The following is an 18,465-nucleotide window of genomic DNA, read 5'->3' on the forward strand; positions in this document are numbered from 1 at the left end:
CCCATGCTGCGTGCCGTCTTCCACCTTATTCACCGCGAACTGCTGATGGCCCTGCGCCAGCGGGCCGACATCTTCAATCCGCTCTGGTTCTTCCTCATCGTCATTACCCTGTTCCCGCTCGGCATCGGGCCCGAGCCCCAGCTGCTGGCCCGCATCGCCCCCGGCATCATCTGGGTGGCGGCCCTGCTGGCGGCCATGCTCTCCCTGGAGCGGCTGTTTCGCGATGACTTCAGCGACGGCGCCCTGGAGCAGATGATGCTGATGCCCCATCCGCTCGGGCTGCTGGCCCTGGCCAAAGTGATCGCTCACTGGTTGCTGACCGGCCTGCCGCTGCTGCTCATCTCCCCGCTGCTGGCCATCCTGCTCTCCCTGGACATGAAGACCTATCTGGCCGTGGTGGCCACCCTGGCCCTCGGCACCCCTGTGCTGAGCCTGCTCGGGGCGGTCGGGGTGGCGCTGACGGCGGGGCTGCGCAAGGGGGGCGTGCTGCTCAGCCTGCTGCTGCTGCCGCTCTATATTCCGGTGCTGATCTTCGCCACCTCCGCCATCGACGCGGCGAGCATGGGGTTGCCCTATGCCGGACAGCTCGCCATCCTGGGGGCCATGCTGGTGGGGGCCGTCACCTTGACCCCCCTGGCCATCTCGGCGGCGCTGCGGGTCAGCGTCAACTGATTAATTTGGTGGGACGTCCTTTTTTGAGGCCGTTTTTTTGGCGATATTGTTGAGATAGATCAAGGGGATGGCGGCTTACTGCTTTCGGGGGATATGATGTTTCCCCCCCGTGGGTATGGTAGGCCTCGCCACTTAAGAATTAATAACTGAAAGGTTCTGTGAGCTATGTGGAAATGGTTGCACCCTTATGCCAAACCCGAGCGTGCCTATGGGCTGGCCGGCACCCTGTTGCCCTGGTTTGCCGTGACAAGCCTGCTCGCCTTCATCATAGGCACTGTCTGGGGGCTGGCTTTTGCCCCCGCTGACTACCAGCAGGGGGACTCTTTTCGGATCATCTATATCCACGTGCCCTCCGCCATCCTCTCCATGGGGGCCTACTCCACCATGGCGGTGGCGGCCTTCATCGGCCTGGTGTGGCAGCTGCGCATGGCGGACATGACGGTGGCGGCCATCGCTCCGGTGGGCGCCGTCTTCACCTTCATCGCCCTCTTTACCGGCGCCGCCTGGGGCAAGCCCATGTGGGGCACCTGGTGGGTGTGGGATGCCCGGCTCACCTCCGAGCTCATCCTGCTGTTCCTCTATCTGGGTGTCATCGCCCTCTACAACGCCTTCAGCGACAAGGTGGTGGCGGGCCGCGCCGCCGGCATCCTGGCGCTGGTCGGGGTGATCAACCTGCCCATCATCCACTACTCGGTGGAGTGGTGGAACACCCTGCACCAGGGGGCCACCATCACCAAGTTTGACAAACCCTCCATCTCCCCCGAGATGCTGTGGCCGCTGCTCATCATGATCCTGGCGTTCGCCGCGTTTCTCGGTGCCCTGACCCTGATGCGTTTTCGCAATGAGCTGCTGATGCGGGAGTGGCACCGCCCCTGGGTCGCCGACATCGCCAGGCAGGAGAAGTAAGCATGCACTTTGCCTCGTTCAGTGATTTCATGGCCATGGGAGGCTATGCCTTCTACGTCTGGCTCTCCTTCGGTCTGACCCTGCTCTGCCTGGTCGGCATCGTCATTTCCACCCGATTGAAGACCCGCAGCCTGCTCGGCGAACTGCGCAACAAGCAGGCTCGGGAGGCACGCCGCAAGGCGGCCCAGCAGATGGAGAACACCCTATGAACCCGCGCCGCAAGAAACGCCTCACCATCATCCTGGCCATCAGCCTGGGCCTTGTCAGCGTGACTGGCCTGGTGCTCTATGCCCTGAGCCAGAACATCGACCTCTTCTACACCCCGAGCGAGCTGGTGGAAGGGAAGGGGCCGGAGAAGATCAAGCCCGAGGAGGGGCAGCGCCTGCGCATCGGTGGCCTGGTGGTGCCGGGATCTGTGGTGCGGGATCCCCAGAGCCTCAAGGTAGCCTTCAAGCTGGTGGACAACGGCGGCCATCTGGTGACGGTGGAGTTTGACGGCATCCTGCCGGACCTGTTCCGCGAGGGGCAGGGGATCGTCGCCCAGGGCACCCTCAAGGATGCCACCACGGTCGCCGCCTTCGAGGTGCTGGCCAAGCACGACGAGAACTACATGCCGCCGGAAGTGGCCGACGCCACCAACGGCATGCACTTCAAGCCCGAATACACAGAGGCGCAGTTGCAGGGAGCCAAGCAATGATGCCGGTATGCGCCAAGAATTCACTTCTTTATACCGCCAAATCGGCAGGTTTATCCGTGCAATCGAGAGGGAATAGTCAATGATCCCGGAATTAGGGCAGTTCTCACTGATCCTGGCCTTCGCCACCGCCCTGCTGCTGGGCAGTTACCCGCTGATCGGGGCCCATCTCGGTCGTCTTGGCATGATGTCGGCGGCCCGCCCGCTCGCCTACAGCCAGTTCCTGCTGCTGCTGCTGTCGTTTCTGTGCCTCACCTGGGCCTTTATCGACAACGACTTCACCGTGCAGTACGTGGCCACCAACTCCAACAGCCTGCTGCCCCTGCAATACCGCATCTCGGCGGTGTGGGGAGCCCATGAAGGCTCGCTGCTGCTCTGGGTGCTGACCCTGGGAGGCTGGACGGCGGCGGTAGCCCTCTTCAGCCGCCGCCTGCCGCTCGATGCAGTGGCGCGGGTACTCGGGGTGCTCGGCCTTATCTCGGTGGGCTTCACCGCCTTCGTGCTGTTCACCTCGGATCCTTTCACCCGCACCCTGCCATATTTCCCGGTGGACGGGCGGGATCTCAATCCGCTGCTGCAGGATCCCGGTCTCATCTTCCACCCCCCCATGCTCTACATGGGCTACGTGGGCTTCTCGGTGGCCTTCGCCTTCGCCATCGCTTCCCTGATGACGGGGCGTCTGGACGCCACCTGGGCGCGCTGGTCCCGTCCCTGGACCATGGCGGCCTGGGTCTTCCTGACGCTGGGCATCGTGCTCGGTTCCTGGTGGGCCTATTATGAACTCGGCTGGGGCGGCTGGTGGTTCTGGGACCCGGTGGAAAACGCCTCCTTCATGCCCTGGCTGGCGGGCACGGCCCTGCTCCACTCCCTCGCGGTGAGCGAGAAGCGCGCCACCTTCAAGGCCTGGACCGTGCTGCTGGCGCTCTCGGCCTTCTCCCTGAGCCTGCTCGGCACCTTCCTGGTGCGTTCCGGCGTGCTGGTGTCGGTCCATGCGTTTGCCTCGGACCCGACCCGGGGTCTGTTCATCCTGGGCTTCCTGCTGGCGGTGATAGGCAGCTCCCTGCTGCTGTTCGCCTTCAAGGGCTCCCAGGTGAAGAGCCACGGCAAGCATGAGCTGTGGAGCCGCGAGACCCTGCTCCTTGGCAACAACATCCTGCTGGTGGCGGGCCTGCTCACCGTGCTGCTCGGCACCCTGTTGCCCCTGGTGCACAAGGAGCTGGGGCTTGGCAGCATCTCCATCGGCACCCCCTTCTTCAACCACATCTACAGCTGGCTCATCATCCCCTTCGCCCTGCTGCTGGGGGTGGGCCCCCTGTTCCGCTGGCGCCGCCAGGATCTCGGTGAGCTCAAGGGCAAGGTGATGCTCGCCCTGGTGCTGAGCCTGGCCGCGGCTCTGCTGTTGCCCAAACTCTTTGCCGAGGCGTTCAAACCCTGGGCTGCGCTCGGTATCGGGCTTGGCGTCTGGATCATCGTCACCAGCGTGCAGGAGACCTGGGCGCGGGCCACCCACAAACACGGTTTTGCCACCGGCGTGCGCAAGCTTGGCAACAGCCACTGGGCCATGATCCTGGGGCACGTGGGGCTCGCGGTCAGCATCATCGGCATCGCCTGCACCCAGAACTACAGCATCGAGAAGGACCTGCGGATGCAGGCCGGCGATCGCGTCCAGTTCGCCGATTACGAGTTCGTCTTCACCGGCATCAAGGAGAAGAACGGCCCCAACTACGACGGTTTCAAGGGCGTGCTGGAAGTGCACCGGGATGGCAAGCAGGTAGCCCTGCTCAAACCCGAGAAGCGGATGTACACCGTGAGCCGCATGCCGATGACCGAGGCGGCCATCGATGCGGGTGTTACCCGGGATCTCTATGCGGCGCTCGGCGAGCAGCTCGACAACGGCGCCTGGGCGGTACGGATCTACTACAAGCCCTTCGTGCGCTGGATCTGGTTCGGCGGCGTCTTCATGGCCCTCGGCGGCGTGCTGGCCATGCTGGACAAGCGCTACCGCTTCGGACGTCGTGACGAGGAGGCCAAGGCATGAGCAAGAAGACCTGGCTCTATCTGCTGCCCTTCATCATCTTTCTGATGGGGGCCGTGTTTCTGTTCAAGGGGCTCTACTCCGATCCCACCAAGCTCGAATCCGTGATGGTGGACAAGGAGGTGCCCGTGTTCACCCTGCAGGACATCTATGACCTGGGCAAGCAGCACGACAGGAGCATCCTCAAGGGGCGCCCCATGCTGCTCAACGTCTGGGCCACCTGGTGCCCGACCTGTTACGGGGAACACACCTACCTCAAGGAGCTGGCGGGGCAGGGGATCTACATCGTCGGCATGAACTACAAGGACGAGCGTGACAAGGCCATCAAGTGGCTGGCGGAGCTTGGCAATCCCTACCAGGTCAACCTCTACGATCCGGACGGCATGCTGGGGCTGGATCTCGGTGTCTATGGCGCGCCCGAGACCTTCTTCATCGACAGCCAGGGCATCATCCGCTATCGCCACGTGGGGGACATCAACCCAGACGTCTGGGCCAGTACCCTCAAACCCATCTTCGATGCCATGAAGTGAGGCCTCCCCGATGAAAACACTGATTGCATCCCTGTTGCTGCTGGCCGGTCTCGTCTGCGCCGGACAGGCCCGCGCCGCCATCGATGTCTACACCTTCGACAACGACGCCCAGGAGCAGACCTTTCGCGAGCTGACTAAGGAGCTGCGCTGCCCCAAGTGCCAGAACCAGGACATCGCGGACTCCAACGCCGGGCTCGCCAAGGATCTGCGGGACAAGACCTACCAGATGGTGCGCGAGGGCAAGGAGAAGCAGGAAGTGGTGGACTACATGGTGGCCCGCTACGGCAACTTCATTCTCTATGATCCCCCCCTGATGGCCTCGACCCTGATCCTCTGGCTTGGCCCCTTGCTGGTCATCGTGATTGGCGTCGTCACCGTGGTGGTGCGAAGCCGCCGCCATGCCCCTGCTCCCTTGCAACAGCCTGAAGGTACCCTGAGTGCAGAAGAGCAGGCCAGGCTGTCCGCCCTGCTCAAAGAGGAAGAGAAACCATGACCCCATTCTGGATACTGGGTGCGGCCCTGCTGGTGCTGGCGAGCCTGGCGCTGATCGTGCCGCTGTGGCGCGGTGAGGGCAGGCAGAGCATCAGTCGCTCGGCCCTCAACAAGCAGCTCTATCGCCAGCGCCTGCTGGAGATAGGGGAAGAGCGGGAGCAGGGGATACTGGCGGAGGAGCCGGAATCCCTGGTGGAGCTGCAGCGCAGCCTCCTGGACGACATTCCCGACGTGGAGCAGACCGCCCGTGGCGGCAAGAGCCTGATCTGGATCCCCGGTGTGCTGGTGCTGGCGGTGGTGAGCATCGGCCTCTACGCCAAGCTCGGCGCCTGGCAGGAGGTGAGCCGCTGGCAGGATGCCAGCAGCCGGTTGGGGGAGCTCAGCAACCGCATCCTGGTGGAGCGCGACGCCCGGGTGACCGAGCAGGATCTGCTGGACTTCACCCTGGCCCTGCGAACCCGGCTGAAAGAAGAACCGAACGACTATCGCGGCTGGCTGCTGCTGGGGCGCCTGACCCTGGATGGCAATGATCCCGAGATGGCCCGCGAGGCGCTGGAGCGTGCCTACGCCCTCGCGCCCCAGAAGGCCATGGTGGCGGTGCCCTATGCCCAGGCCCTGATGATGACGGGGGAGGAAGCCCGTGCGGATCAGCTGTTGCAGGCGGTCATTGCCGAGGACCCGGCCAACATCGAGGCTCGCTCCGTCTACGCCTTCATGGCCCTGCAAAAAGAGGATTTCCAGACCGCCCTCGACCGCTGGCAGGGGATGTTGCCGCTGCTGGAGCCGGGCTCGGCCCGCTACACCATGGTGGAGCGCTCCATGGAGTACGCCAGGCAGCAGCTTGGCCAGCGTGGCATCGCCGTGACCACCCCGTCTGCCGAAGGCCAGGCACAAGCCGAGGTGCTGGCGGTGAAAGAGGGGGAGTTCCCCCTGCACATCACCCTGGCGCCGGGCATCAAGATGCCGGAAGATGCCCATCTGTTCGTCTTTGCGGTGATCCCCAACGGTCCGCCCATGCCCATCGCGGTCAAGCGCATTGCAGGCCCGCATCTCCCGCTCACCCTCTCCCTGGGGGACGGGGATGCCATGATGGAGGGGAGCAGGCTGGCGGCCCATGCCGAGCTGCAGTTCAAGGCGCGCCTCTCCCGGGGCGGCAACGTCATGAACAAGGAAGGCGCCTTTGAAGGGGTTTCGGTCACCGTGCCGACCAGCACCATCCCCACAGCGCCGATTGACATCCGCATCGATCACGCCCTCTAATACGCTTTTGGCCCACCCCTTGGGGTGGGCCCCCTGTATAATTCATATCAATACCCAAAAAAATCTTAGGACTTTCATATGTATCTGCGTTTAGGAGCATTGGCGGTGGCATTGCTGCTCGCGGGCTGTGCGGGCGGCCCTCCCAAGCCGGGCCCGGAGAGCCTGGATCTCGGCGAGACCCCGAGCCGCCCCGGGGCATCCAGCACGGCCAGCGATCCTCGCGACCCCTTCCAGGGGCCCAACCGTGCCATGTGGGCCGTCAACTATGACGTGCTGGAGCCCTATGTGGCGCGCCCCGTGGTACACGGCTATGCCCGCTATGTCCCGCAAGGGGTGAGGGACAGCATCGAGAATTTCGTGGACAACTTCGACGAGCCGAGCAGCATGGTAAACCACCTGCTGGTGGGTGATCTGAAAGGGGCCGGTACCAACCTGGGCCGCTTCACCCTCAACACCACTGTGGGCCTGCTCGGTCTGTTCGACGTGGCCAAGCATGCGGGCCTGGCTCGCAACACGCTGGAGATGGATACCGTGCTCGGCAAGGCCGACATCGGGGATGGCGCCTATCTGATGGTGCCGGTCTACGGTCCCACTACCACCCGGCAACTGGTGGGGGATACCATCGATACCATCTACTTCCCCTATGCCCTGCTGACCTTCCCGCTGAAGGTGGTGCACTGGGCGCTGGATGGCCTCGGTACCCGCTCCAAGCTGATCGATCAGGAGCGCATCATCGACAACGCGCTGGATCCTTACGCCCTGACCAAGGACTTCTACTTGCAGTACAACGATGGCAAGGTGACGGGCCGCAAACCCGATCTTCAGGAGCAGAAGCCAGAGGCGGCGGATGATGGCAACCTCGACGATTACATGGACGAGATAGACCAGTAAGCACGGTCATCTTCCACAAGGCGCCTGCGGGCGCCTTTGTTGTCGATGGCAGGTATTCGACCATAAAAAAACGCCCCGCAAGTGCGGGGCGTTTTGGCAAGAAAGGCTTATCAGGCAGCCAGGTTCTTGGCCACGAATTCCCAGTTGACCAGGGCCCAGAAGGTTTCCATGTACTTCGGACGCAGGTTGCGGAAATCGATGTAGTAGGCGTGTTCCCACAGGTCGACGGTCAGCAGCGGGGTGGTACCGGCTTCGGTCAGCGGGCAACCGGCGTTGGAGGTGTTGACGATGGCCAGGGAGCCGTCAGCCTTTTTCACCAGCCAGGTCCAGCTGGAGCCGAAGTTGCCGATGGCAGACTTGGTGAACGCATCCTTGAACTCGGCGAAGGAGCCGAAGGCCTTGGTGATGGCATCGGCCAGGGCGCCAGTGGGCTCGCCACCGCCGTTCGGGGAGAGGCAGTGCCAGTAGAAGGTGTGGTTCCAGATCTGGGCAGCGTTGTTGAAGACGCCACCAGTGGAGGTCTTGATGATCTCTTCCAGAGACTTGCCTTCAAACTCGGTACCCGGCACCAGGTTGTTCAGGTTGACCACGTAGGTGTTGTGGTGCTTGCCATGGTGGTATTCCAGGGTTTCCTGGGAGATGTGCGGTTCCAGAGCATTGATTGCATAGGGCAGAGCGGGAAGTTCGAAAGCCATTTTCTACTCTCCATTGGCTGGTCCGTGCGAAGGCGACGGTTGCAAGACATTGCGTACTCTTTTCAATCTTGAAAAGAATTGTTCTTGAAATGAGGGGGCCAGACGGCCCAAAGCCCGTCGATTGTAGCAGTATCAAAGATGGGCGAACAACCCTTGATTCTTGCCATGATCCGGATCAAGCTGCGGCGTATTGATGCATGACTTCTTTCATTCGCAACGGTTTGCCAGTTTGTGGTCTGCCCGGATTGCAGTAGAATGGCCGCCGAAATCGCTCCAGTGAGGCATTTATGGAAACTATTGAAAAGATCAAACAACAGTTGGCTGAGAATCCCATCATCCTCTACATGAAGGGATCCCCCAAGCTGCCCAGCTGCGGTTTCTCTGCCCAGGCCTCCCAGGCCTTGATGTCCTGCGGCGAGCCTTTCGCCTATGTCGACATCCTGCAGAACCCGGACATCCGCGCCGAGCTGCCGAAATTCGCCAACTGGCCCACCTTCCCGCAACTGTGGGTCGAGGGCGAGCTGGTCGGTGGTTGCGACATCATGATCGAGATGTTCCAGGCCGGCGAGCTGCAGACCCTGATCAAGGAAACTGCCGCCAAGCACAAGCAGGATGACGCTGCCGCCGAATAAGGCCGCATTCATACCATGCAAAAAGGGGAGCCACTGGCTCCCCTTTTCTTTGTGCCCACGACAGACATCAAGCGATGCGCTCGAGGCGCGCCATGTAGAAGCCGTCGAAGCCGGTCTCGGCCGGGCTGACGTTGTGATCGCCGATCAGGCGGAAGTGTTCGTTGGCGGCGAGGAACTTGTCCACCTGCTGGCGGTTCTCCTCGGGCAGGATGGAGCAGGTGGCGTAGACCAGCAGGCCGCCCACCTTCACCATCTGGCTGTAGCGCTGCAGGATCTCCTCTTGCAGGGCGACCAGCACCGGCAGGCGCTCGGCGGTGTCGCGCCACTTGGCATCCGGGTTGCGCTTGAGCACGCCAAGGCCGGAGCAGGGGACGTCCAGCAGCACGCGATCGGCGCTTTCTTTCAGGCGCTTGACGGTCTTGCTGCTGGTGATGACCCGGGTCTCCACGTTGTGGGCACCGGCGCGGCGGGCGCGCTGCTTGAGGTTCTCCAGTTTCCACTCTTCCACGTCCATGGCCAGCAGACGGCCCTTGCCCTGCATCATGGCGGCCAGGTGCAGGGTCTTGCCGCCGGCACCGGCACAGGCGTCGATGACCCGCATGCCGGGCTTGACGTCGAGGGCCGCGGCCACCAGCTGGGAGCCGGCATCCTGCTGCTCGAAGCAGCCGTCGGCAAAGGCCTGGGTACGGAACAGGGCGGCGTCCGAGGTCACTTGCAGGGCGGTCTCCACTCCGTCGACGGGCACTGTGGTGACATGCTCTTTGGCCAGCATGGCTTGCAGCTCGTCCCGGGTGCACTTGAGGGTGTTGACCCGCAGGTAACGCTTGGGCATCCAGGCCAGGGCGGCACGCTCGGCCGGCCAGGCGTCGCCCAGTTGCTCGCTGCCGAGTTTTTCCAGCCAGGCAGGGCAGCCGTCCATCAGCACCGGGTTCTTCTTGGCCTCGGTCAGGCGGCGGCGGAACGCCTCCTCGTTGAAGCGATCCAGGGTCGGGTGGTTGGGCTGATCTATCTTGTGGAAGGCGTGCCAGCTGTGCAGCAGCGGCCAGACATTCTTCTCCGCCTGACGGACCTGGATGCCGGTGAGGAAGCAGTAGAGGCTGAGGCGGCGCAGCAGATCGCCGGTGACCAGGGCAATCCTTGCCTGTTCTTGCGGTTTGAGTTCAATGCCGGAGAAGTGACGTGCATAGGCGCGGTCGAGGGTAAGACCCTGACCCAGCACATCGTCAACGATGGCAACGACCAGATCCCCGAAACGGGGCAACAGTGGGGACTTGAGCATGAGATTAACCTTGGCCAAAGAAAGAGTGAACCGGCCCCGTCGAAGAGGGGTTCTGGAACGGACAAATCCGCGCCATGATAGGGGCTAGTCTGCATTGGTGCAACCTTCCCCATTCGGGGAATGTACAGAGGATGTTGCTGGACTAATCGGACCAGCGGGCAAATGATGCCGTGGCAGTTCAGGTGAATCCGTTTAAAAAGGAATTAAAAAGATGCAGTTGATGAAATATTCTCCGCTGGCGGTGCTGGTGGCGGGTCTGATGACGTCCGGCAACCTGATGGCCGGCGAGTGGCATACGGTCACGGCGCGGGCCACCGCCGCCGATGGGTACGAGGTGAGGGCCAGCCAGTATCGCATCGTCACCGTCTCCACCGATTACCTGGCTGCCCTGAAGGGGGGCGAGCGCCGCCTGACCCTGCCCCTGCCGGATGGCAAGGAGGTGACCTTCAGCCTGCAACCCTATGATCTGCTGCCGGCGGATCTGGCCGCCAAATATCCCGATATCCTTGCCTTCAAGGGGTACAACGAAGCGGCGCCGGGCGAGACCGGGCGCTTCGATCTCGGTCCCCAGGGATTCCACGCCATGTTCAGCCATGAAGGGAAGATGGTGTTCGTCGATCCCCTTCGCAATGGGGAAGGCTATGCCGTCTATTACCAGCAGGATGCCCACAGCCGGCTGGAAGAAGAGGCGGACAAGGTGATCGGGGGCGAGGCCAAAAAGCTGGCCCGCCAGGTGCTGGTGGATGGCAACGAGCGCAAGCGCTATGTCATCGCCATCTCGGCGGCGGGGGAGTATACCCAGTATCACGGCGGTACCGTGGAGGCGGGTCTTGGCGCCATCACCACCCTGCTCAACCGGGTCAACGAGGTCTACCAGCGTGACGTTGCGGCCGAATTCCAACTGGCCAGCGGCAACGACACCATCATCTTCACCGACGTGGCGAACGATCCCTTCAACAATGATGACGGCGATGTCGATGCCAACATGCAGGTGCAGGCCGATGCCCTGACCAAGGGGCTGGGGGCCTTCGACATCGGCCATGTGGTCAACACCGGTGGCGGCGGCCTGGCGGGACTGGGCGTACTCTGCACCCCTGACAAATCGGCGGGGATGACGGGCTCCTCCGAGCCGGTGGGGGATGCCTTCTTCATCGACTACGTAGCCCACGAGATTGGTCACCAGTTCGGGGCAGACCACACCTTCAACGGCACCACAGGCAGCTGTGGTGGCGGCAACCGGGAGGCAAGCCAGGCCTGGGAGCCGGGCAGCGGCAGCTCCATCATGGCCTATGCGGGGATCTGCGGAGACGAAGATCTGCAGCCCCACAGCGAGCCCTATTTCCACAGCAAGTCCATCGAGCAGATGCGGGCCCACATGGCCACGGAGCCAAATTGCGGCACCCCGTTGGCGCTGGTCAACAATGCGCCCCAGGTGGCGGCAGGCAATGACTACGTCATTCCTGCCAACACCCCCTTCGTGCTCAAGGGGGCGGGGGCCGATCTTGACAGCGATCCGCTGAATTACACCTGGGAGCAGATCGATCTGGGGACGGAGTCGAGCAGCCCGGCCACCATGGTGGACGACGGCAGCCGTCCGCTGTTCCGTTTCGTGGCGCCGACCAGCGTGCCGGAGCGCACCCTGCCGAGTCTCACCTCCCTGCTCACCAACACCCTGGCAATAGGGGAGGCCTGGCCTGCCACCAACCGGGACCTGAACTTCCGCCTCACGGCGCGGGACGGCAAGGGCGGTGTCGCCAGCGATGACATGAAGATCCAGGTGGTCAACACCGGCAAGGCCTTTGCCCTGACCAGCCCGGTGGTGACCCCCCTGGGGGCGGGCAAGACGCAGACCATCAGTTGGGAAGTGGCCGGCACCAATGCCGCCCCCATCAACTGCAGCAAGGTGGATCTCTTCATGACCCGGGACGAGGGGGCAAACTGGACTTCCCTTGCCAGCGGCAAACCCAACTCGGGCTCGGCGAGCGTCACCATCCCGGCGGGCCAGGATGGCACTGCCCGTTTGAAGGTGGCGTGCAGCGACAACATCTTCTTCGCCATCAGTCCCCTCAAGATCTCGGTCACCCAGCGCGGTGAAGAGGGGGGAAGCGGTGGCGGCGGTGCCCTCGGCTTCTGGACCCTGGCCCTAGCGTTGCTGGGCTGGCAGCGGAGGCGGGCATGAGACTGGCCGGGGTGCTGCTGCTCACCCTGCTCGGCGGTTGTCAGGCCGATGCAGACACCCTGGAGCAGGCGGTCAGCGCCAGCCTCGCCAGGCAGGATTACCGGCTGATCGTGCGGGCCGGGCGCGGCGAGGTGGCGCCCGGGATCGCGGCGGATCAGCAGGCGGCGGCCAAGGCCCGCTGCGGCGTGCGCTATCTCGACGGATTCGGGGATGTCATCAAGCCGGATCAGAAGGAGGCCCATGCTAGGCTGAGCGCCTATGCGGCGGACTACAACCGGCGCATGCTGGCCCATTGCCCGCCGATTGACGGCAAGCAGTAGGCTGACGGTCATCGGCATAAAGAGGGAGGCATGAGCCTCCCTCTCTTTTTGCTCCGCCATTTGGCCGCCCCGAGGCTTGTACCCATGGCGCGCTCGTCGCACAATGCCTGCACCCATCGCCGCACGGGCGGCAGAGAAAGAGAGAAGGAAAATCAAGATGATGGATGTGGCTGATCTGCGTCGCGAATACACCAGGGGTGGACTGCACCGGGCCGATCTGCCGGCCGAGCCCCTCACCCTGTTCGAGAAGTGGCTGGCCCAGGCGTGCGAGGCCAAACTGACCGATCCCACCGCCATGGTGGTGGGCACCGTGGATGCTGATGGTCAGCCCTGGCAGCGCACCGTGCTGCTCAAGCACTACGATGCCGAAGGCATGGTGTTCTACACCAACATGGGCAGCCGCAAGGCGCATCAGCTGGAGGGCAACCCCCGTATCAGCCTGCTCTTCCCCTGGCACACCCTGGACAGACAGGTACACGTGACCGGTCGGGTGGAGAAGATGAGCACCTTCGAGGTGATGAAGTATTTCCACAGCCGTCCCAAGGATAGCCAGATCGCCGCCTGGGTCTCCAAACAGTCGACCCGCATCTCGGCCCGTGGCGTGCTGGAGGCCAAGTTCCTCGAACTCAAGCAGAAGTTTGCCAATGGCGAGGTGCCGCTGCCGAGCTTCTGGGGTGGTTTCCGGGTGCGCATCGACACCGTCGAGTTCTGGCAGGGCGGGGAGCATCGTCTGCACGATCGCTTCTATTACACCCGCGAGGGGGACGGCTGGCACATCGAGCGCCTGGCGCCCTGATGAACATCGCCCGGCTCAAGAACTTCACCGAGATAGTGAAGAACAACTTCAACATCTAGGCGACGGCGGAGAAGCTCTATACCTCCCAGCCGACCCTCAGCAAGCAGATGAAGATGCTGGAAGAGGAGCTGGGGCTGGCCAGGGGAGTGGTGGCCCAGGTGGAGCAGATTGGTCAGCTTTCCCTCGGGGATCAGCTGGCCACCAGCGGGGTGCTGCGCATCGCCACCACCCACACCATGACCCGCTACAAGCTGCCGGCGGTCATTACCGAATTCTCCCGCCGCTACCCCGAGGTGAGCATCCAGCTGCATCAGGGAGCCCCTGCCCAACTGGCGCAGATGGCGCAAAACGGGGATGTGGAGATGGCCATCGCCACCGAGTCCATGCACCTGTTCGACGAGCTGGCGACCGTGCCCTGCTATCGCTGGGGGCGCAGCGTGGTGGTGCCCCACGGCCATCCGCTGCTGGACTGCCAGCCGCTGGCCATGGCGGATCTGGCCCGGTATCCCCTCATCACCTATGTGTTCGGTTTCACCGGCCGCTCCAAGATGGACAAGGCGTTCGGACGCCATGGCCTCAGCCCCCGCATAGTGCTGACGGCCACCGACAGCGACATCATCAAGCACTATGTGCGCCTGGGGATGGGAGTCGGGGTGATCGCCACCTCGGCGTTCGACGAAGGGGACAGGGAGAGCCTGGTCTGCCTCAACATCGATCATCTGATCGCCTCGAGCGTGGCCCATGTGTGCCTGCGCAGGCACGCCCACCTGCGGGACTACATGTACGACTTCATCCACCTCTATGCCCCCCATGTGAGCCGGGAGACGGTGCAGCTGGCGCTGCTCAACCAAGGAACGCCCGCCCCGTCTGCGACCCTGCCCTGGCTCTGAAGGCCGTCAGGGGGGCCAATGGCCTCTCTTTTTTGTGATAAGTGGTGTCCTGCGCTGCCTTTTCCCGGTGATCCCTCTCTCCCGGCTATCGTGGTCACCATATTGACGGCGCTCCGGGTGCCGAGCCGCAGTTCGCCATCATCCAGCATGGCCTCGGGGTGCGGCAGTCCCCTTGCTGCTTAGGGGGTCGGGTCGTCAGATTGACGAAGGTCTGGGCACCGATCAGCAGGCAGTCATCATCCGGGTAGTAGGGGATTGACGTGGTGCTGGTAGTGGCAGATCCCCCTGGCCCGTCAGTCGACCCTGGTCGCCAGATTGACGAAGATCTGGGCTCCCACCAGCAGGCAGTCGTCGTCCAGGTAATAGGGGTTCGCGTGCAGGTAGTTGCAGATCCCCTTGGCCTGATTGCCGCTGCCGAGGAAGAACATGGCCCCCATGCGGCTTGGCGTGGCGTTGATCATGTAGCTGAAGTCCTCGCTGCCGGTCATGGGCTGGCCCTTTGCGTTGATCCCGTCGCTGGACAACACCTCCGAGGCGGCTTGTTGCAGGCGCTCGCAGGCCTGGGGGTGGTTCTCCACTGCCGGGTAGCCGGCATGGACCATGGTGGTCTTGAAGCCGCGCAGCTCGCTCTGGGCGATGATGTCCCTGAAGCTGTTTTTCAGGATCTGGTCGGTTTCGGCGTCCATGGCGCGGATGGTGCCACGGGCCTGCACATGATCGGCGATGGCGTTGGGAATGGTGCCGCCGTTGATCATGCCGCAACCAAAGACCGCCGGGCTGAACGGGCTGGTGCGCTTGGCGACGATGTAGTCCATATCCTCGATGATCCGCACCGCCTCCCGGATGGCATCCAGCCCCTTGTGGGGGGTGGAGCCGTGGGCGGAGATGCCGTGCACATCGAGCGTCCAGGCAGACCCCCAGGAGGACATGACCCCCTGGTTGAACTTGATGGTGCCCGTCTCCATGGCGCCGTCGTTGTGCAGGGCATAGACCTCGTCCACCCCCTTCATGCAACCAAGCTCCACCATCTTTTCGGCACCGGGGACGCGCATGTCCTCTTCCGCCATCTGGAAGATGAAGCGGACGTTGTATCGCAGGCGATCGCGGTTGGCGGCCAGAAACCTGGCGGCGGTCAGAGCGATCGCCATGTGGGAGTCGTGGCCGCAGTTGTGGGCCATCCCCTCATGGGTGGATTTGAACGCCACCTCGCTCATGTCGTGCATCTCCAGGCCATCCATGTCGGCACGAAAGGCAATGGTGGGCAGGGCAGGGTCGACCGCCAGATCCCCGTGAAAACCGGTGAAGCCGGGATACAGGGTGATCCTGTAGCCGAACTCTTCCATCAACCCACGGCAGTAGGCAGAGGTCTTGAACTCGGCCCCGGAGTATTCCGGGATGCGGTGCAGGTGGTGGCGCACTTCGTAGCTGAAGTCGCGCAGGGCCAACAGGTCAGGTTCGATATGGTAGTGGTTCATCAGATGATCCCTTGAATGGAGAAACCGAGCTGGGCAACCAGGGAGGCGCCAAAGAAGCAGCAGGTGGAGACGATCATGAAGATGAGGATCACTTTCCACGACATCTTCTTGAGCTCCTCCAGCTGACCGCCCACCGAGAGGCCGGCGAAGGCCAGGAGCGGCACGCAGCAGGAGAGGAAGGAGATCTTGGCCACGGCATCGATGAAGAGGCCGCGCACCGGCGTCTCCGGCAGGCAGATGAGAATGCCGATGATGGTGGCATAGGCAAAGGCCGGCAGGGAGGAGGGCAGATAGCGCTTGGTCACCAGGGAGGCGAACACCACCAGGGACATGGCGACGAAGCTGTCCCCCATCTGCCACAGCGGCAGGCCCGAGGTCAGGGTCTGGGTGAACATGGCCAGCAGGATCGCCAGGAAGACGAAGCGCATATCCATCACGATGCTTTTCATGCTTTCTCTCCTTTGGCGGTCAGGGCATAGATTTTTTCAGCGAGCGGCAGACCCAGATAGGTGAGGGAGAGCGCCCCCAGGGCCGACGAGAGCAGATTCGAGGCGGCGGCGATGCTGAGCACCTGCTGGGCCATCGCCTCGTCGAGGCCGTTGATGAGGGCACCGGAGGCGGCGCTCAGCATGGAGCCGGATCCCACGCCGGAACCGGCGGCCAGGGCCAGGGGATGCAGCCCCGTGAGGGGGGCAATGCTGCCAAGCACGCTGAACCAGAGGGTGCCGATGACGGAGCCGCACAGGTAGATGGCGAGCACGCCGATGTACTCCTGGGAGCCGGTGCCGAACTTGCCCTGGATCACCGCGACCGAGGGTTCACGGCTGATGGAGGAGCAGGCCCCGATGGCGCGGCGGCCAAAGCCGAACTTCACCGCCAGCGGAATGGCGATGAGGATGGGCAGGAGGTTGCCTATCTCCTGCAGGAAGAGCGGTACGCCGACGCTCAGGATCATCTTGAGGTTGGGGATGATCATCCCCGCATACTGGGTCCCGAGGATCAGCAGGCTGAAACCCACCATCTTGCCGCAGAAGCCCTCTTCTCGCTCGGTGAAGAGCCTCTTCCAGCCGGGGATGCGATCCTTGACGGGCTTGGCGGAGACGATCATGCCGATGATGACGGCAAAGAGCATGGGCAGGATGGGGATGATGGCGATGCCGAGTCTGATCTCCTGCTTCCCAATGAGGGATTGGGCCACGAAGATCAGCAGGGCGGTCGCCAGGGTACTGACTACTACCGTTTTGAGTGGGCTGGTTGGCTGCATAGTGTGTTCTCTTGTTATCCGTTGTCCTTCATGGGCGTCTTTGGTCGCGCCATGATGGGGGCATGATAGGAAGCGAGGAGGGGAAGGAATGTGACCGCCATCAAGTCAGCCATATGGCATTTTTTCATGGGGTATGCCGTTTAACCATGGTAAACATATGGTTTAACAACTCATTGGTAGCTGCTTATGCTGCCTCAGACAGGAGTGTGGTGCCGCCCGGGCACCCGGTGCCTGATCCGGGGGGGCGGATGTGGGGGAAGGAATGGATCTGTTGATCGAGGGTGCGCTCTGGCGCCCCTCCTGGCAAGCGGCGTTGCAGGCCTGGCAGCACCGGGGAAACCGCTGGTGGCTGCTGCTTGGCAAAGGGGAGGCGAGGGAGATGGCACCCTGGTCTGTCAGCCCGCCAGATGGCATTCTCCGTGCCCGCGACCTGCTTGCCGCCTGGCTGGGTGAGGCCGCCTCCCCGCTGATGGCGACACAGCCGGACCGGCAGATCCTGATCGCTGCCTCCGGCTCCCTGCTGACCCTGGCCAGAGAGAGCGGCCTGCTCACCCTGGGGCCCGCGGGGGCGGATCATCGCCTCGGTGCCGATGACGACCTTGGGGTTGCCCTGCAACGCCTGCTTGCCCGCCGCCTGATGACCCCGGTGCTGCGCGAGCCTGGCGGGCAGGACGCGCTGGTGCTGCGCCCCCTGCTGCCCGGCGATGAGAGCGCCATCCTGCGTTATTGTTCGGATGCGGCGCTCGCCCGCTATACCCTCAACATCCCCCACCCCTATTCGCCGGAGGCGGCGCGGGACTGGCTTGCCCTGAGCGGGCGCAAGGCTGCTCTCGGGCTGGGATGCACCTGGGCCCTGACTCTGCCCCAGGGGCGTGGAGACGAGCCCGCTCCCCTGGTCGGCACCCTCTCCCTGCACTGGCACGGGGAGCTGGCATGGTGGGTCGGCGTGCCCTGGCAGAACAGGGGGCTGGCCACCCGGGCCGCGAGCCTGGTCAGGGCGTTTGCCTTCGAACAGTGGCGCCTGCCTGCCCTCACCGCCCGCCACATGCCGGGCAACCTCGCCTCAGGCCGGGTGATGGAAAAGACTGGCATGCACCATGACGGGCGTCGGCCAGATCCGGCCGATGGCGCCCTCGAGCTCGATCACTGGCGGCTGGATCGCCCGGCGCGCCTGACGGATGCACGCAAAGAGGCGCTGGCCCCCTGGCTGGATGACGAGGAAGTGGTCGTGGCCATACTGCACGATGAGGGGGTGGCGCTCTTCATGGCGGGGGAGGCGACAGAGGGCGAGCAGACACTCAGCGGGCTGACGGTGCGGCGCTATCCCCTGGCCATGCTGGCGCCAGAGGCACCCGGGGTGCAGGCCCATGGTGGTGGCGCCCTGCTCAAGGAGTGCGGGGATCTGGGCCTCGCCTATCTGCGGCGATTGCGACAGCCTGACGACGGACGCTGATG

At 63.5% G+C, this 18,465-nt stretch carries 20 protein-coding genes; 15 read left to right on the plus strand and 5 right to left on the minus strand.

Annotated elements, in window-relative coordinates; all coding sequences use genetic code 11:
• Positions 1–3: 3 nt before the first annotated feature.
• From ccmB to PG896_RS06010, 9 genes are all read left to right on the plus strand, one after another.
• Positions 4–672 (plus strand): heme exporter protein CcmB, encoded by a 669-nt coding sequence (gene ccmB / locus PG896_RS05970; protein ID WP_042076860.1) that lies wholly within the window; start codon positions 4–6, stop codon positions 670–672.
• Between the two features lie 165 nt (positions 673–837).
• Entirely contained in the window at positions 838–1,578 is a 741-nt protein-coding gene (locus tag PG896_RS05975) for a heme ABC transporter permease (RefSeq protein WP_010673946.1), read from the plus strand.
• A 2-nt stretch (positions 1,579–1,580) separates the two neighbouring features.
• A complete protein-coding gene (ccmD, locus tag PG896_RS05980) occupies positions 1,581–1,787 on the plus strand; it encodes a heme exporter protein CcmD (protein ID WP_039039901.1) in 207 nt (68 codons plus the stop codon).
• Positions 1,784–2,275 (plus strand): cytochrome c maturation protein CcmE, encoded by a 492-nt coding sequence (gene ccmE, locus PG896_RS05985; protein ID WP_052815847.1) that lies wholly within the window; start codon positions 1,784–1,786, stop codon positions 2,273–2,275. The genes ccmD and ccmE overlap by 4 nt, the downstream gene beginning before the upstream one ends.
• A 79-nt stretch (positions 2,276–2,354) precedes the next feature.
• Positions 2,355–4,310, plus strand: coding sequence for a heme lyase CcmF/NrfE family subunit (locus PG896_RS05990; RefSeq protein WP_041212639.1), 1,956 nt, complete (start codon positions 2,355–2,357; stop codon positions 4,308–4,310).
• Positions 4,307–4,837 carry a DsbE family thiol:disulfide interchange protein gene (locus PG896_RS05995; protein WP_041215578.1) on the plus strand — a complete coding sequence of 177 codons (531 nt, stop codon included), beginning with the start codon at positions 4,307–4,309 and terminating at the stop codon, positions 4,835–4,837. Before PG896_RS05990 ends, PG896_RS05995 begins: the two co-directional genes overlap by 4 nt.
• A gap of 10 nt (positions 4,838–4,847) precedes the next feature.
• Positions 4,848–5,330 (plus strand): cytochrome c-type biogenesis protein, encoded by a 483-nt coding sequence (locus tag PG896_RS06000; RefSeq protein WP_201968714.1) that lies wholly within the window; start codon positions 4,848–4,850, stop codon positions 5,328–5,330.
• Positions 5,327–6,589: a c-type cytochrome biogenesis protein CcmI gene (gene ccmI, locus PG896_RS06005; RefSeq protein ID WP_182721777.1), complete on the plus strand. Its 1,263-nt coding sequence runs from the start codon at positions 5,327–5,329 to the stop codon at positions 6,587–6,589. Before PG896_RS06000 ends, ccmI begins: the two co-directional genes overlap by 4 nt.
• A gap of 78 nt (positions 6,590–6,667) precedes the next feature.
• Positions 6,668–7,480, plus strand: coding sequence for an MlaA family lipoprotein (locus PG896_RS06010; protein WP_270835515.1), 813 nt, complete (start codon positions 6,668–6,670; stop codon positions 7,478–7,480).
• 110 nt (positions 7,481–7,590) lie between these two features.
• On the opposite strand, the gene sodB is transcribed toward PG896_RS06010, so the two are convergent.
• A complete protein-coding gene (gene sodB, locus PG896_RS06015; protein ID WP_010673954.1) occupies positions 7,591–8,175 on the minus strand; it encodes a superoxide dismutase [Fe] in 585 nt (194 codons plus the stop codon).
• 287 nt (positions 8,176–8,462) lie between these two features.
• Between sodB and PG896_RS06020 the strand changes: the two genes are divergently transcribed.
• Positions 8,463–8,807: a Grx4 family monothiol glutaredoxin gene (locus tag PG896_RS06020; RefSeq protein ID WP_010673955.1), complete on the plus strand. Its 345-nt coding sequence runs from the start codon at positions 8,463–8,465 to the stop codon at positions 8,805–8,807.
• 67 nt (positions 8,808–8,874) lie between these two features.
• On the opposite strand, the gene PG896_RS06025 is transcribed toward PG896_RS06020, so the two are convergent.
• Positions 8,875–10,086, minus strand: coding sequence for an RsmB/NOP family class I SAM-dependent RNA methyltransferase (locus PG896_RS06025; protein ID WP_010673956.1), 1,212 nt, complete (start codon positions 10,084–10,086; stop codon positions 8,875–8,877).
• 211 nt (positions 10,087–10,297) lie between these two features.
• Between PG896_RS06025 and PG896_RS06030 the strand changes: the two genes are divergently transcribed.
• The 4 genes from PG896_RS06030 to PG896_RS06045 all read left to right on the plus strand — a co-directional run bounded on the left by PG896_RS06030 (position 10,298) and on the right by PG896_RS06045 (position 14,271).
• Positions 10,298–12,265, plus strand: a complete 1,968-nt coding sequence (locus PG896_RS06030) for a reprolysin-like metallopeptidase (protein WP_270835516.1) — start codon at positions 10,298–10,300, stop codon at positions 12,263–12,265.
• Complete coding sequence (locus PG896_RS06035) at positions 12,262–12,585, plus strand: hypothetical protein (RefSeq protein WP_043154507.1); 324 nt, start codon at positions 12,262–12,264, stop codon at positions 12,583–12,585. The genes PG896_RS06030 and PG896_RS06035 overlap by 4 nt, the downstream gene beginning before the upstream one ends.
• 157 nt (positions 12,586–12,742) lie before the next feature.
• Complete coding sequence (gene pdxH, locus PG896_RS06040) at positions 12,743–13,381, plus strand: pyridoxamine 5'-phosphate oxidase (RefSeq protein WP_039039893.1); 639 nt, start codon at positions 12,743–12,745, stop codon at positions 13,379–13,381.
• 107 nt (positions 13,382–13,488) lie between these two features.
• Positions 13,489–14,271: a LysR substrate-binding domain-containing protein gene (locus tag PG896_RS06045; RefSeq protein WP_223930387.1), complete on the plus strand. Its 783-nt coding sequence runs from the start codon at positions 13,489–13,491 to the stop codon at positions 14,269–14,271.
• A 293-nt stretch (positions 14,272–14,564) separates the two neighbouring features.
• On the opposite strand, the gene PG896_RS06050 is transcribed toward PG896_RS06045, so the two are convergent.
• The 3 genes from PG896_RS06050 to PG896_RS06060 are packed head-to-tail and all read right to left on the minus strand — an operon-like array spanning position 14,565 to position 17,010.
• The gene (locus PG896_RS06050) at positions 14,565–15,746 is read right to left on the minus strand and encodes a M20 metallopeptidase family protein (RefSeq protein ID WP_113979096.1); all 1,182 of its coding nucleotides are present in this window, start codon (positions 15,744–15,746) and stop codon (positions 14,565–14,567) included.
• The gene (locus PG896_RS06055; protein WP_042016367.1) at positions 15,746–16,195 is read right to left on the minus strand and encodes a hypothetical protein; all 450 of its coding nucleotides are present in this window, start codon (positions 16,193–16,195) and stop codon (positions 15,746–15,748) included. The genes PG896_RS06050 and PG896_RS06055 overlap by 1 nt, the downstream gene beginning before the upstream one ends.
• A complete protein-coding gene (locus tag PG896_RS06060) occupies positions 16,192–17,010 on the minus strand; it encodes a DUF3100 domain-containing protein (protein WP_010673963.1) in 819 nt (272 codons plus the stop codon). The genes PG896_RS06055 and PG896_RS06060 overlap by 4 nt, the downstream gene beginning before the upstream one ends.
• 262 nt (positions 17,011–17,272) lie before the next feature.
• Here PG896_RS06060 and PG896_RS06065 point away from each other — a divergent pair, with 262 nt between their 5' ends.
• A complete protein-coding gene (locus PG896_RS06065) occupies positions 17,273–18,463 on the plus strand; it encodes a GNAT family N-acetyltransferase (protein WP_270835517.1) in 1,191 nt (396 codons plus the stop codon).
• Positions 18,464–18,465 lie beyond the last annotated feature (2 nt).

The sequence above is a fragment of the Aeromonas sp. QDB30 genome, from assembly GCF_027707645.1.
In the GTDB taxonomy this organism is placed as follows: Bacteria; Pseudomonadota; Gammaproteobacteria; order Enterobacterales; family Aeromonadaceae; genus Aeromonas; species Aeromonas caviae.

What these genes read in the sequence shown, in the direction of transcription:
- ccmB (WP_042076860.1), top strand. Translation starts at nt 4, where the DNA reads ATGCTGCGTGCCGTCTTCCACCTTATTCACCGCGAACTGCTGATGGCC.
- PG896_RS05975 (WP_010673946.1), top strand. Translation starts at nt 838, where the DNA reads ATGTGGAAATGGTTGCACCCTTATGCCAAACCCGAGCGTGCCTATGGG.
- ccmD (WP_039039901.1), top strand. Translation starts at nt 1,581, where the DNA reads ATGCACTTTGCCTCGTTCAGTGATTTCATGGCCATGGGAGGCTATGCC.
- ccmE (WP_052815847.1), top strand. Translation starts at nt 1,784, where the DNA reads ATGAACCCGCGCCGCAAGAAACGCCTCACCATCATCCTGGCCATCAGC.
- PG896_RS05990 (WP_041212639.1), top strand. Translation starts at nt 2,355, where the DNA reads ATGATCCCGGAATTAGGGCAGTTCTCACTGATCCTGGCCTTCGCCACC.
- PG896_RS05995 (WP_041215578.1), top strand. Translation starts at nt 4,307, where the DNA reads ATGAGCAAGAAGACCTGGCTCTATCTGCTGCCCTTCATCATCTTTCTG.
- PG896_RS06000 (WP_201968714.1), top strand. Translation starts at nt 4,848, where the DNA reads ATGAAAACACTGATTGCATCCCTGTTGCTGCTGGCCGGTCTCGTCTGC.
- ccmI (WP_182721777.1), top strand. Translation starts at nt 5,327, where the DNA reads ATGACCCCATTCTGGATACTGGGTGCGGCCCTGCTGGTGCTGGCGAGC.
- PG896_RS06010 (WP_270835515.1), top strand. Translation starts at nt 6,668, where the DNA reads ATGTATCTGCGTTTAGGAGCATTGGCGGTGGCATTGCTGCTCGCGGGC.
- sodB (WP_010673954.1), bottom strand. Translation starts at nt 8,175, where the DNA reads ATGGCTTTCGAACTTCCCGCTCTGCCCTATGCAATCAATGCTCTGGAA.
- PG896_RS06020 (WP_010673955.1), top strand. Translation starts at nt 8,463, where the DNA reads ATGGAAACTATTGAAAAGATCAAACAACAGTTGGCTGAGAATCCCATC.
- PG896_RS06025 (WP_010673956.1), bottom strand. Translation starts at nt 10,086, where the DNA reads ATGCTCAAGTCCCCACTGTTGCCCCGTTTCGGGGATCTGGTCGTTGCC.
- PG896_RS06030 (WP_270835516.1), top strand. Translation starts at nt 10,298, where the DNA reads ATGCAGTTGATGAAATATTCTCCGCTGGCGGTGCTGGTGGCGGGTCTG.
- PG896_RS06035 (WP_043154507.1), top strand. Translation starts at nt 12,262, where the DNA reads ATGAGACTGGCCGGGGTGCTGCTGCTCACCCTGCTCGGCGGTTGTCAG.
- pdxH (WP_039039893.1), top strand. Translation starts at nt 12,743, where the DNA reads ATGATGGATGTGGCTGATCTGCGTCGCGAATACACCAGGGGTGGACTG.
- PG896_RS06045 (WP_223930387.1), top strand. Translation starts at nt 13,489, where the DNA reads ATGAAGATGCTGGAAGAGGAGCTGGGGCTGGCCAGGGGAGTGGTGGCC.
- PG896_RS06050 (WP_113979096.1), bottom strand. Translation starts at nt 15,746, where the DNA reads ATGAACCACTACCATATCGAACCTGACCTGTTGGCCCTGCGCGACTTC.
- PG896_RS06055 (WP_042016367.1), bottom strand. Translation starts at nt 16,195, where the DNA reads ATGAAAAGCATCGTGATGGATATGCGCTTCGTCTTCCTGGCGATCCTG.
- PG896_RS06060 (WP_010673963.1), bottom strand. Translation starts at nt 17,010, where the DNA reads ATGCAGCCAACCAGCCCACTCAAAACGGTAGTAGTCAGTACCCTGGCG.
- PG896_RS06065 (WP_270835517.1), top strand. Translation starts at nt 17,273, where the DNA reads ATGGATCTGTTGATCGAGGGTGCGCTCTGGCGCCCCTCCTGGCAAGCG.